General features: G+C 61.9%; 12 protein-coding genes. 7 read left to right on the top strand and 5 right to left on the bottom strand.

The annotated features are described in order from the left end of the window. Positions 1-243 precede the first annotated feature (243 nt). On the bottom strand, positions 244-855 hold the full coding sequence (locus KOM00_RS12920) for a hypothetical protein (RefSeq protein WP_216499347.1): 612 nt from the start codon (positions 853-855) through the stop codon (positions 244-246). Positions 856-1,081: 226 nt separating this feature from the next. Here KOM00_RS12920 and KOM00_RS12915 point away from each other — a divergent pair, with 226 nt between their 5' ends. The 7 genes from KOM00_RS12915 to lhgO all read left to right on the top strand — a co-directional run bounded on the left by KOM00_RS12915 (position 1,082) and on the right by lhgO (position 6,985). Beyond that, on the top strand, positions 1,082-1,246 hold the full coding sequence (locus KOM00_RS12915; RefSeq protein WP_236026933.1) for a hypothetical protein: 165 nt from the start codon (positions 1,082-1,084) through the stop codon (positions 1,244-1,246). 81 nt (positions 1,247-1,327) lie between these two features. Continuing rightward, complete coding sequence (locus tag KOM00_RS12910; RefSeq protein ID WP_216499346.1) at positions 1,328-1,573, top strand: hypothetical protein; 246 nt, start codon at positions 1,328-1,330, stop codon at positions 1,571-1,573. 161 nt (positions 1,574-1,734) lie between these two features. Next, complete coding sequence (locus KOM00_RS12905) at positions 1,735-2,187, top strand: SRPBCC domain-containing protein (protein WP_216499345.1); 453 nt, start codon at positions 1,735-1,737, stop codon at positions 2,185-2,187. A gap of 44 nt (positions 2,188-2,231) precedes the next feature. Beyond that, a complete protein-coding gene (locus KOM00_RS12900; RefSeq protein ID WP_216499344.1) occupies positions 2,232-2,756 on the top strand; it encodes a PaaI family thioesterase in 525 nt (174 codons plus the stop codon). A gap of 26 nt (positions 2,757-2,782) precedes the next feature. Next, on the top strand, positions 2,783-4,426 hold the full coding sequence (locus KOM00_RS12895) for a fatty acid--CoA ligase (protein ID WP_216499343.1): 1,644 nt from the start codon (positions 2,783-2,785) through the stop codon (positions 4,424-4,426). Positions 4,427-4,595: 169 nt separating this feature from the next. Beyond that, positions 4,596-5,534, top strand: a complete 939-nt coding sequence (locus KOM00_RS12890; protein WP_216499342.1) for a 3'-5' exonuclease — start codon at positions 4,596-4,598, stop codon at positions 5,532-5,534. A 254-nt stretch (positions 5,535-5,788) separates the two neighbouring features. Then, complete coding sequence (lhgO, locus tag KOM00_RS12885) at positions 5,789-6,985, top strand: L-2-hydroxyglutarate oxidase (RefSeq protein WP_216499341.1); 1,197 nt, start codon at positions 5,789-5,791, stop codon at positions 6,983-6,985. A gap of 169 nt (positions 6,986-7,154) precedes the next feature. Here the strand turns inward: lhgO and KOM00_RS12880 are convergent, their stop codons facing one another. From KOM00_RS12880 to cheB, 4 genes are read right to left on the bottom strand one after another with little or no spacing between them, the layout of a single operon-like run. Beyond that, the gene (locus KOM00_RS12880; protein ID WP_216499340.1) at positions 7,155-8,579 is read right to left on the bottom strand and encodes a sigma-54-dependent transcriptional regulator; all 1,425 of its coding nucleotides are present in this window, start codon (positions 8,577-8,579) and stop codon (positions 7,155-7,157) included. Positions 8,580-8,626: 47 nt separating this feature from the next. Continuing rightward, positions 8,627-10,135 carry a sensor histidine kinase gene (locus tag KOM00_RS12875; RefSeq protein ID WP_216499339.1) on the bottom strand — a complete coding sequence of 503 codons (1,509 nt, stop codon included), beginning with the start codon at positions 10,133-10,135 and terminating at the stop codon, positions 8,627-8,629. A 2-nt stretch (positions 10,136-10,137) separates the two neighbouring features. Beyond that, positions 10,138-11,499: a hybrid sensor histidine kinase/response regulator gene (locus KOM00_RS12870; RefSeq protein WP_239027638.1), complete on the bottom strand. Its 1,362-nt coding sequence runs from the start codon at positions 11,497-11,499 to the stop codon at positions 10,138-10,140. A 10-nt stretch (positions 11,500-11,509) separates the two neighbouring features. Beyond that, the gene (gene cheB / locus KOM00_RS12865) at positions 11,510-12,568 is read right to left on the bottom strand and encodes a chemotaxis-specific protein-glutamate methyltransferase CheB (RefSeq protein ID WP_216499338.1); all 1,059 of its coding nucleotides are present in this window, start codon (positions 12,566-12,568) and stop codon (positions 11,510-11,512) included. Positions 12,569-12,571: the final 3 nt, after the last annotated feature.

Below are 12,571 nucleotides of genomic sequence, written 5' to 3'. Positions count from 1 at the left end.
ACGAAGAAATGGAAGAAGCCGATCATAAACTGGAAAGCGGCAATGGCTCGATTCGCCATCCTCTTCGAAGACAGATTGCCAAAATCTTAACCAAGGCCATTTACACAAAATTCTTTACAGGCCCCCGCTGTCATTTGGTCCTGCTTCTAGGGACTCATGGTTTGTTCTTGAAGGAAATGAGAATGGAGATGACTTTGGAAGGGGAGCCCCCCCCTGGCGGCGAACCAGGGGGGGAGCGGCGAGTCAGACGGATGTCAATATCACCATGTTCGACCACGGGCCCAAGGAATTGCCTCGCTTGGCCCTAAGCTTCAGGTAGTTGGTTCTGGTCCTGTTTAACCCGGTGAGGTAGATACCATGGCAATTGGTCGACCAGGTCAGAAAATTCCAGTTGCTCTCGATACTGGGTTCACTTTCGCAGAACCATACTTCGTACCCTTTTGCACCTGCAAGCCTGGTAACCGAACAGTAAGGCAGTCCTTGTTTGTCGAAGTGAATCTTGAAGTCCTCTGCAGCTACCAACGGAGCGGCCGCTGCGTTAGTTGCCGGTTTCGGGGCGACGTTGAACTTGTTCATCACCGTGGGGTCTATGGGGCTCACTGCTTTACTGAACCCGTTGATGACGGTGATGGCCTTGTTCAGTTCGACACGTGCCTCTTCACACTCCTTAACCTGTTCAGGGATGCCTTTCAAATATCCCGTGAGACTCGACTCGAACCGGTTGTGCAGGGCGGCATACCGTTCCGGTGTCGGGAATAGGGAGATAAGGTAGGAGTATAGTTCCGGCGTCAGCACCTGACGAACCTCTTCTGATTTCGCGACCATCTCGGCGTGCGGAAGGTTGTTATGAGGCATTGGCGTCCTCCTTCTCAGGAATTTGATTGGTTAGCATGAACTAATGTTGCCATCGTTTTTGCAGTGCGCAAGAAAAAAAAGATAGATGCGGCACGTCCGCGACCGTTTCTTGACAACGCCTCTCCGGTCAGGACACTTTAAATGTTTTTAACCTCTTGATTGGAGGCATCATGGACAACCTCCACGTCGCCCGAGCCATCATGTGAGGACAGCTGTGGCGCCGGCCATGACTTCCCTGCGTGCCGCGGCCGCGCCACGTGCCACGCTCATCGCCTATCTGACCGTGCTCCCCGTCGGCGCGATCATTTTGATCCCCTCCCTGGTTTTCTTGTTTTGGACCTTCCGGGGGGAACCTGCGCCGGAACTTCCTCCTGCCGGGAAAGAGCCGTAGTCGACAATGATGTGAAAATTTTAACTTTATGCTATGCTGGACTGAATGGAGTCCCAATACTACGACCAAAGGAGCGCAGCGATGAAAAAGACAATTCTGCTTTTCGCGTTGGTGTTGTTTGCTTCCGCCTCCGGGTGTGCGTCCCGTGAAGGGAGTGCGGTCGGTGGTGCCCTGGGTGGCGCGGCGGTAGGCGTTGGCGCCTATGAATACAGCGCTCACCGGCAGATGCAACAGGTTGAGAACGACTACAAGGCAGGCAGGATCAACAAGAAAGAGTACGAGATACGCAAAAGCCAGATCGAGAAAGGCTCTCTGTTCCAAAAGTAGTGATCTGACCACAGTACGTTCGGATAAAGCCGCCCCCAAAAGGCGGCTTTATGTTTGTTTAGGTCAAAATCTGCGTTGCGGTATACAAACAATTATGGCATCCGATGCGGAAAAGTAGTAAAGTTGCTGGTCTTGTAACTCGACCTGCTTCGGGGGGCGCCATGCGACCGTTCAAGACGGAAATAGTGCTGCAGACGACCTGGGGGAGGGTATGGGAACTCCTTGCCGACTTTTCCCTGTACCCCCAGTGGCACCCGCTCTTCCCGAAGGTCACAGGCTCCGGAGCGGCAGGGGATCGGCACCAGCTTCTGGTTCACCTGCCGGGGATCGACCCCTTCCCCGTTCAGGTGACCCTGGCGGCCAAGGCCGAAGGGGCGCTCTCTTGGCAGAGTACCTTCCTGGGACGCCCCTTTCTTGCCTGGACCTTTTCCTGCCGTCTTGAGCAGGTCTCCCCCGGAAGCCTTAAGGTCCTGCAGCATTCCGAGTTTCACGGCGTGCTGGCCCCTTTGTTCCGTTTTGCCTTCAGCAGATCGATGGAGGAGGGGATGGCGCAGCTGAACCTGGCGCTGCGCCGCTGGGGGGAAAAGGGCAACGTGCGCTGCCTCAGGTGCTGAGCCCCGGAATTGGGTCGAACACTGAAATGTCAGAGGAGGGATCGATGAAGGAGTGCTGCAACACGGACCAGCATGCGTCCGTTCTCAACCTGCCGCCGGTTCAGGGACGCTGGCCCGGCTCCTGCTTTGTCTGTTCGGAGGGACACCCCCACGGGCTGGGCCTGCGCTTCCACCACACCGCTGACGGGGTCGCCTGTCTCTGCACGGTCCCCGCCAGCTACTGCGGTTTCGACGGCATGGTGCATGGAGGGATCATCTCCGCGCTCATGGACGAGGCCGCCGCCTACGCGCTGTTCGCCCGCCACGGCAGGCTGGGCGTTACCCGCGAGATCAACGTCCGCTTTCTCAAACCGGTCGCCACCGGCACCGAGATCCGGGTGGTCGGCCAGGTGCTGACGTTCGATCCCCCGGAGGCGGAGGTCACCATGGCCATCTACGACGCGGGCGGTCAGCGCCTCGCCGAAGGCCGCACCTTCTGGTCCTTTCCGCGCCTGTCACGCATTGCGGCACTGGCCGGCGTCGAAGAGGACGTGCTGCAGCATTTCCTGGACGACTGCCAAAAAGTTTAACCATCGCTTCAACGAGGAGGCTTTAGATGAGTGATTTGCTGATTCCCCGCACCCCTTCCGCTTACGATTACCCGCTGCTGATCAAGAACATGCTGCTCTACCCGGTGATCGACAACCCGGAGCAGGAGATCGTCTACCGCGACCTCTACCGCGGCAGCTATCGGCAGCTCAGGGAGAGGGTTGCGCGCGCCGCCAGCATGCTGACTGGGCTCGGGGTGCGTCCCGGGCAGACCGTCGCGGTTATGGACTGGGACAGCCACCGCTACCTGGAGCTCTTCTTCGCCGTGCCCATGATCGGCGCCGTGCTGCACACCATCAACGTCCGCCTCTCCCCGGAACAGATCCTTTACACCATAGACCATGCCGAGGACGACGTGCTACTGGTGAACGCCGAGTTCCTTCCCATACTTGAGCAGATCCGCGGCAGGATCGACAACGTCCGCACCTACGTCCTCATCTCGGACGACAAGCACAACCATGACGGCACAGTCCCCTTCGCCGGCGAGTACGAGGAGCTGCTGGCGAAGGCGTCCCCCGTCTTCGATTTCCCGGAGCTCGACGAGAACACCCGCGCCACCACCTTCTACACCACCGGGACCACCGGCATGCCGAAGGGGGTCTACTTCAGCCATCGCCAACTTGTGCTGCACACCATGGGGCTCATCGCCACACTCGGTTCGGCCACCGCGCACGGCTGCCTGCACCGCGACGACGTCTACATGCCCATCACCCCGATGTTCCACGTCCACGCCTGGGGGCTCCCTTACGTCGCCACCATGCTGGGGCTGAAGCAGGTCTACCCTGGTCGCTATCTTCCCGAGACCCTGCTGGAGTTGAAGGAGAGGGAAGGGGCCACCTTCTCCCACTGCGTGCCGACCATCCTGCACATGATGCTGAAGCACCCCCACGCCGAGCGCATGGATCTTCGCGGCTGGAAGCTGATCATCGGCGGCGCCGCCCTGTCGCGCAACCTCTGCGTAGAGGCGCTCAGGATGGGTCTCGACGTCTTCACCGGCTACGGCATGTCGGAGACCTGCCCCATCCTCACCATTTCGCAGCTCACCCCGGCCATGCTGGATCTCCCCCCAGGCGATCAGGCGGAGATCCGCTGCAAAACCGGCCTCACCCTGCCGCTGGTGGACCTGCGCGTGGTCGACGCCGATTTGAAGGAGCTGCCGCGCGACGGCGTCAGCGCCGGCAACGTCGTGGTGCGCTCCCCCTGGCTCACCCAGGGGTACCTTAAGGACCACAAGGCGTCCGAACGGCTCTGGGAAGGGGGGTATCTGCATACCGGCGACGTGGCGGTGCGCGACGAATTGGGCTACCTGCGCATCACCGACCGGAGCAAGGACGTCATCAAGGTGGCGGGGGAGTGGGTTTCCTCGCTGGAGCTCGAGGACATCATCACTCATCACCCGGCGGTGGCCGAGGTGGCCGTGATCGGCAAGGCCGACGAGAAGTGGGGCGAGCGTCCCATGGCCCTGGTGGTCCCCAAGCCGTCGGTGAAGATCACCGAGAAGGACATCTCCCACCACGTCAGGCAATACGCCGACAAGGGGGTGGTCAGCAAGCAGGTAGTGCTGGTGAAGGTGAAGTTCGTCGACGCCATCGACAAGACCAGCGTCGGCAAGATCAACAAGGTCGCGCTCAGGGAGAAGCATCTCTCCTAGACCATCCCGATCACGATGACCGGGGCCGCCCGCTATGGGTCAGGCCCCGGTCGCTTTCTCTCAACTATTCTGCTCCGCTCTCCTTGCCTGCAAACCGCCCTGTATGGTATGGTTTTCGACCATCAGCGTTCCGCTTCAATCAATACCGCCGCATTTGACAAGGGTGACCATGCCGCCAGCAAAGAAGAAAGTGTTCGAGATGAACCCCCTGGAGATCGAGATTGCCATCGCGTCGCTGCACTCGACCGGCGACTACCAGGTGCTGCGCCGTTTGAACCTGGCGCGGGACGCGAGGCTCGGGCGCAAGGGGCCCGAGCACGCCAAGCTGGCGCTTTGCCTCGACACCGAGACCACCGGGCTCAACCACAGGCAGGACAAGGTCATCGAACTCGGCATCGTCGCCTTCGAGTTCGATCCTGACACCGGCGAGATCTACCGGATCACCGACCGCTATTCCGGCTTCGAGGATCCCGGCTTCGCCATCCCCCCCGAGGTGCGGGAGATCACCGGCATCTCCGACGACATGGTAGCCGGCCAGGCCTTCGACGACGCCTTCATCAACGCTCTTGCCGACAGGTGCGACCTCGTGATCGCCCACAACGCGGCCTTCGACCGCAAGTTCGTTGAAAGCCGCTTCCCCGCCTTCATGAACCTTCCCTGGGCCTGCACCGTCTGTCAGATCGACTGGAGCGCGGAGCGCCTCTCCTCGCGCACCCTGGAATTCCTCCTCTTCAAGACGGGCTCCCTCACCATCAACGCCCACCGCGCCCTGGACGACGCCGAGGGGGTATTGGGGCTCTTGCTGGAGTGCCTGCCGGTGAGCGGCGCCCCGATCTTCCCGGAACTCTTGAAGCGGGCCCACGAGGTCACCTCGCGCATCTTCGCGGTTTCTGCCCCCTTCGAGAAGAAGGACGTCCTGAAGGAACGGGGGTACCGCTGGAACGACGGCTCCCAGGGGGGGAGCAAGGCCTGGTGGCGCGACGTGCCGGCCCATGAGGAGCCCGAAGAGCTAGCCTACCTGGCACGCGAGATCTACCCGCGCGGCAACACGAGCTCCGTCCAGATCATGCGCTGCGACGCCTACGCGCGCTTCTCGGTGCGGGAGTAGGTATAACCTAAAGGCTTTAACGCAAAGACGCGGGGCCGCAAAGGCGCTAAGAACACCTTTTAGGGGGGAACAAAACCCTCAGAATCTGATTTCTTCGCGTCTTTGCGGCTTTGCGTTACAAAATGTTTTTTAGGTTTAGACGGTAGTTTCATTCTCTTTGCGCCTTGGCGCCTCTGCGCCTTTACGTTGAAGCTTTTTGCTTTGAATCCTTTGCAGGGCCACAATAGATAAATTGAATCGATACCGGAGGTGGCATGAGCATCGACAGGGCTGAGATACTGATCGTCGGGGCGGGCATCATCGGACTTACCATCGCACGGGAACTGGTCCGGACCGGGCACGGCGACATCGTCATCATCGAGAAGGAATCGGAGCTCGGGGTGCACGCCTCCGGCCGCAACTCCGGGGTGCTGCACGCCGGGATCTACTATTCACCCGACAGCCTGAAGGCGAAGTCCTGCCTGAACGGCAACTTCCTGATGCGCGCCTACTGTAAGGAGAAGGGGCTGCCGCTGCTGGAAAACGGCAAGGTGATCGTGACGCGCACCCAGGCGGAACTCCCTGTGCTCGACGAACTGTACCGGCGCGCCACTGCGAACGGCGCCAAGGTGGATATGATCGACGAGCACCAGCTCGCCGCGATCGAGCCCAACGCCCGCACCGTGGAACGGGCGCTCTTCTCGCACTACACCGCGGTGGTCGACCCGAAGGCCGTGCTGAAGAGCCTGAAAAAGGACCTGGAAGCAAGCGGCAAGGTCACCTTCGTCATGGGGTGCCGCATGACCGGCCTCAAGGGGAGTGGGGTGGCGCTCACCAGCAGGGGGGAGATCCGCTTCAACAGGTTCGTTAACGCAGCGGGTGCGTACTGTAACAAGGTGGCGGGCTTCTTTGGAGTGGGGAGTAATTACCGCCTGATCCCATTCAAGGGGGTGTACCGGCTGCTCAAAAAGGACGCCCCTTACACGGTCAATTCCAGCATCTATCCCGTCCCCGACATCCGCAACCCGTTTCTCGGGGTGCATTTCACCCGCAGCGTGCACGGCGACGTCTACCTCGGCCCCACCGCCATCCCCGCCTTCGGGAGAGAGAACTACGGCATCCTCTCGGGCATCGACGCCGAGGCCTTCTCCATCGCCTTCCAGGACCTGGTGCTCTTTCTGACCAACAAGCCCTTCCGCAACGTGGCGCTCACCGAGCCTGCCAAGTACATCCCCTCGGTCTTCTTCAAGGACGCGGCCCGGCTGGTCAAGGAACTATCCCAAAAGGACGTGGTTGCCGCCTCCAAGGTGGGGATCCGCCCGCAGCTGGTGGACTGGGAAACCAAGCAGCTTGTCATGGACTTCCTGGTGGTGGCGGAAGGATCGACGGTCCACGTGCTGAACCCCATCTCTCCCGCATTCACCTCGTCCATGGATCTCGCCCAGGGGATCGTCGGGGAGCACTTCCGGTAGGCAAGGGCGAGGAAAAGAAACAAACAGAAAAGCAGTTATTCGAAGTACGAGATGCATCCGCGAAGAACGCATAAGGAAGGTGGTGGACAGGGGGTAAACCCGTCCGTTCACCTTTTCTCCGTGCGCTTCGCGGCCGCTTGTCGTTTTCGGCGTAACTGCTTTTGTCTTTTCAGGCGGGTTGCGACTTGAGGCGCTTGTTGAGGGTCTGGCGCCCCATCCCGAGGATCTTGCCGGCCAGCCCCTGGTTCCCCTTGGCCATCTTCATCGCTTCGCTGATCATGTACTGCTCGACCTCGTCCAGGGTGGGGAAGTGACCAAAGATGCTGCAGAGCGGGCTTTCGTCGTCAGCCTTACCGGTCGCCTCGCCACCCACCTGCGGCGCGGGGCGCTCGTTGCCGATGACTGCCCGGAACGTCTCCATGGAAAGCACGCCCGAGGTGTGCCGCAGCACGGCGTCGGAGACCAGTGCCTCGAATTCCCGGACGTTCCCAGGGAAAGGGTACAGGGCGAGCATCACTGCCAGCTCCGGGGGAGGGGTGGGCTTCTTCTTCCCCATGCGCGCGGCTGCCTTCTCCAGGAAGTGGTCCAAAAGCAGCGGAATGTCGTCGCGCCTTTCGCGCAGGGGAGGGAGGTGCACCCGGTGACCGCAGAGGCGGTAGTACAGGTCGTTGCGGAACTTCCCCTGCTTGATCATCTCCTGAAGGTCGCGGTTGGTGGCCATGACGATGCGGGCGTCGCTTTTCTTGACGAAGTCGGACCCTACCGGGTAGTACTCCTGTTCCTGCAAAAGCCTGAGCAGCTTGATCTGTGACATCTCGTTCAGGTCGCCGATCTCGTCGAGAAAGAGCGTCCCCCCGGCGGCACGGGTGATCAGGCCGTCGCGTGCCTGATCGGCGCCGGTGAAGGCCCCCTTGCGGTGGCCGAACAGGGTGTCGGAGAACATGTTGTCATCGAGACCGGCCACGTTGAGGGCCACGTAGTCGCCGGTGCAGCCGCTCAGATCGTGGATGGCACGGGCGATAAGTTCCTTGCCCGTGCCGGTCTCGCCGGTGATGGTGACCGGCTGCCTGGTCCCCGCGATCACCTCGAGGTACTGGAATACGGCCCGCATCGCCTTGTTGCCGGTGACGATCCCGGCGAAGGCCTCCGGGTGGTCCAGGCGGTCCGTGAACATGTAGCTCTTCAGTGCGGAAAGTTCCACGGCGAGGCTGCGCATCTCCATCGCCTTCTTCACCGAGGTGAGCAGACGTTTCACATCGATCGGCTTCACCATGTAGTCGAAGGCCCCTTCCTTGATGCAGCTCACCACCGTCTCCACCTCGTTGTTGGCGGTGGCGACGATCACCTTGATCTGCGGGTGCTGCTTCACGATCTGCGGCAGCAGTTCCAACCCGGTGATGTTTGGCATGCGCAGGTCGAGCACGATGACGTCCACTTCCTCCCGTTCCAAAAGCGGCAGGACCAGTCGGCTGTCGCTTTCGACCAGGACGTCGTGGTAGCCCGCGTTGTTGAGGCAGGCGCGGCACCCCTCAAGGATCAGCACCTCGTCGTCGACCAGCAAAATCCGTTGCGAATGCTTGTTTGTCGCTTGCACTGCTGAGACCTCCCGCTGACTGTGAGAAACTCCCTGCTCCGCCGTCACTAGGACTGCGGCCCGGGGAGGGTGAAGTAGAAGCACGCCCCGCCGTCGACCTTGCCCTCGGCCCAGACGCGACCGCCGTGGCGCTGTATGATGCGCTGGACCGTGGCGAGTCCCACACCGAAGCCGGCGAATTCACGTTGGGAATGGAGACGCTGGAACGGACTGAAGAGCTTGGCCGCCTGGGCCATGTCGAAACCCGCGCCGTTGTCGCGCACAAGGTACACCGTTTCACCGGCCTGTTCGGTCCGGCGAAATTCTACCAGGGACCGCTCCCGTTTGCCGGAATACTTGCAGGCGTTGGAGAAGAGGTTCTCCAGCACCACCTTCAAGAGGTTCGGGTCGCCGAAGCCGTTCAGGTCCGGTTCGATGGTGAAAGAGAGCTTGCGACCGGGGGCGGCGAGCTGCTGCGATGCAGCTATCAAGGTGGCCATCTCGGTGAGGTTTACCGGGGACTTGACCATCTCAGCGCGGGAGACCCGGGAGAACTCCAGGAGGGTCCTGATCAGCTGGTTCATGCTGATGGTTTCGTTGAAGATGGTGTCGATGAAATCCTTGCACCCCTGTTCCAGTGTCTCTCCGTAGAGCTCAAGGATCACCTGGCAGTAGCCGTTGATGTTGGTAAGAGGCGTGCGCAGGTCGTGGGAGACCGTGTAGCTGAACCCCTCCAGGTCGCGGTTGGCGATCTCGAGCTCCTCGGCCCGCGCGGTTAGGGTCCAGTTCAACTGCTCGATCTCACGCTCGTTCTGCACCCGCTCGGTGATGTCCTCCTGGACTGCGACGAAGTTGGCGATGGCTCCGGCCTCGTCCAGGACCGGCGTGATCGAGCTTGACTGGTAGAGCGGGAGGCCGTCTTTGCCCACCCCCTCCACTTCGCCGTGCCAGGCGCCGTCGGCCGACACGCGGCCCCAGGCCTCCTCTCCGCCAGGGAGCAGCGTGGCCAAGGGACTCCCCAGCACTTCGGACTCCGCCCTGCCGGTCAGTTCCGTGAATTTCGGGTTCACGTACTCCACTATCCCCTGGGGGTCGGTGATCACGATGGAGCTTGGGCTCTGCTGCACGGCGCGCGACAGTTTCCGTACGAAGGCCTGCTGGGCCTGCAGCTCCCGCTCCAGTGAGAGGGTGTTGAGGCAGGCGTCGATCGCGGCGAAAAGCTTGCCGCTGTCGATCGGCTTCAGGACGTAGCGCGCGATGCCGAGCTCGATCGATTCCAGCAGGTACTGCATGTCGCTGTGCGCGCTGGTGACGATGACCGGCAGGGACGGCTTCCGTTCCAAAAGCCGCCTCGCCATCTCTATGCCGCTCATCACGGGCATCTTGATGTCGGTGACCACAAGGTCGGGCGCGTAGGTGCCGTAGAGTTCCATCGCCTCCTCGCCGTTTCGGGCGGAGTGAAGGACCAGCCCTGGGAAGCGGCGCCCCAGCAGGGTGAGCACCGTCTGCCTGGTGATCTCGTCGTCCTCGACGTAGAGAAGGGTGAATCCGGTACCCGGGGGGGTAGTTGCTGCCATGGTCAGACCTCTATCCTGAATTCGGCGCCTTCGCCGATGTTGCATACGGTCAACGAGCCGTTCATGCTTTTTTCCACGATGTTCTTGGCCATGAACAGGCCGATCCCGGTCCCTTTCCCCTGTTCCTTGGTGGTGAAGTAGGGTTCGAAGATGCGGCCGATGATGTCGTCGGGAATCCCACCCGCGTTGTCCGCGATGGTGACCACGGCCCTATCCTCATGGCTGGAGAGGGTGACCTTCAGCCGGGGAGAGCGGACCTTCTTCTCGGAGAAGGCGTCCATGGCGTTGTTCATGATGTTCAAAAGGACCTGGGAAAACTCGTTGGGGTGCCCCACCACGGAGGGGACCTCGCCGGCGTCCAACTCGATGGTGATCCCCTTGTCGTTGAGACTGCCGTCGATCAGCGCAAGGGTGCGTCGCAGCACCTTTTCCAGGTGAAACTCGCTCTTTTCCTTGTCGGGGGTGAAGAAGTTCCTGAAGTCGTCGATGGTCTGCGACATGTGCCGGACCATCTGCATGATCTTGCCGGTGCTGGACTCGAGGTACTCCCTGCTGAAGTTGCCGTACTCGTAGGAGAGGGTGAGGTCCTGGACCAGGAGTCCGACCGCGTTCAGCGGCTGGCGCCACTGGTGCGCGATGTTGCCGATCATCTCTCCCATGGCCGCCTGGCGGCTTTGCTGCATGAGCACCTCGTCCTTCTTGCGCAGCTCTTCCAGCGCCTGCAGGCGCTCGGCGGTCTCCTGGGTGAGTGCCGCGGTCCGCTCCAGCACCCGTTTTTCCAGCTCGCGGTTCAGGTTGGAGAGGAGCGCCTGCGCCCCGAGGAGCTCCTGGTTCTTTTCCGCGGCCATCTCGTAGGTCGCCAGCAGCAGTTCCAGGGTGTGTGCGCAGTCGGCGTGGACCCGGTACTGACGGCCGCGGTATCCGACCGAGATCTCCCCCTCGACCTCGCCCTGGCGGCAAAGACGCACCCCTTCCAGCACCGCCCGGATGCGCGAGAGGAGGAGCTTCTGGCTGTAGGGCTTGGAGACGAAGTAGTCCGCCCCCACCTCGAGGCTGTGCAGCACGTCGGACGGGTCGTTCAGGTGGGTGAGCAGGATGATGGGCATCTGCGCACCATGCGGCAGCTGCCTGACCTGCCGGCAGAGCTCGAAGCCGTCCATCTCCGGCATCAGGATGTCGCTGATGACCAGGTCGGGGGGGACAGATGCGATGATTTGCAGGGCCTCGCTGCCGTTTCGGGCGCTGGAGACCCGGTATCCCTGTTCGGCCAGCATCTGCTCCAAAAGCTTCGCCTGGGTCGGACTGTCGTCGACGATCAATATGCGGTGCTGCCGGGCGGCAGCGCTGTTTTCGGTACCAATCACGTTTTTCCCCTCAACTTGAGACGGCGCTTGCGCCCTTGCTGGTCACCCTGTGCAACAGTTCGATGATCCCCCCCGGCGGCAGCACGTGCTGGGCCGCGTCGATCTCTATCGCCTCTCCGGGCATGCCGAAGACCATGGAACTTTCCCGATCCTGGGCCACCGTGATGCCGCCGCGCCCCCGGATCGCCTTCAGTTCCAGGGCCCCGTCCTTTCCCATGCCGGTGAGGAGCACTCCCATGGCCTGCCGGCCGTAACAGTGCGCCACCGAGCGAAAGAGCGCCGAGACCGAGGGGCGCACGCCGTGCTCCGGCGCGGCATCGGTCAGCAGGATCCTCCCGGACCGGGTGACCTCCATGTGAAAGTGGTCCGGCGCCACGTAGACCTGCCCGGGGATGAGCTGCGCCCCGTCGGTTCCGAGCTGCACCGGGAGCTTGGAGCTGCGGTTCAGCCAGTGCACGAAATTCTCCGTGAACCCCACGGCCATGTGCTGCACCACGAGGACCGCGGCGGGGAACCGTTCCGGGAGCTCGGCGAGGATCTGGCGCAGCAGGGGCGGCCCTCCGGTAGAGGCCCCGATCGCCACCACCTTGACCGGCTGCACCGGGGGGAGGGGGACCGGGCGCTCGGTACGGGGGATCGTCTTGCCGCTCGGGAAGATGCGGCGCACCACCTTGATCTCGGCCATCAGCTTCAGGTGGTGGATCAGGTAGTCCACCGAGGCCTGGTACCCCGGGCTCCCCACCGGATCCGGCTTGGAGAGGACCATGAGGGCGCCGGCCTCCATGACCCGGAACAGGGTGGCGGAATCCTTGGGATTCATCTTCCCGGTGACGATGACGATGGGGACCGGGCAACTGGACATGATGGCGCGGGTGGCGTCGAAGCCGTCCATGCCGGGAAGGTTGATGTCCATGGTGATCAGGTCGGGCTTGAGCGTCCTGGCTGCCTCGACCGCCTCCTCGCCGGTTTCGGCGGTGCCGATCACCTTGAACTCGGGGTCGGCCTCGAAGGCAGCCACCAGCGCGCGCTGCACCGTTTTTGAATCCTCTACCACCAACAGTCTGATCACGCC

This window comes from Geomonas diazotrophica, assembly GCF_018919385.1.
GTDB lineage: Bacteria > Desulfobacterota > Desulfuromonadia > Geobacterales > Geobacteraceae > Geomonas > Geomonas diazotrophica.
The sequence above is the reverse complement of the archived record's forward strand: the minus strand, read 5'-3'. Positions and strand labels throughout refer to the sequence as shown.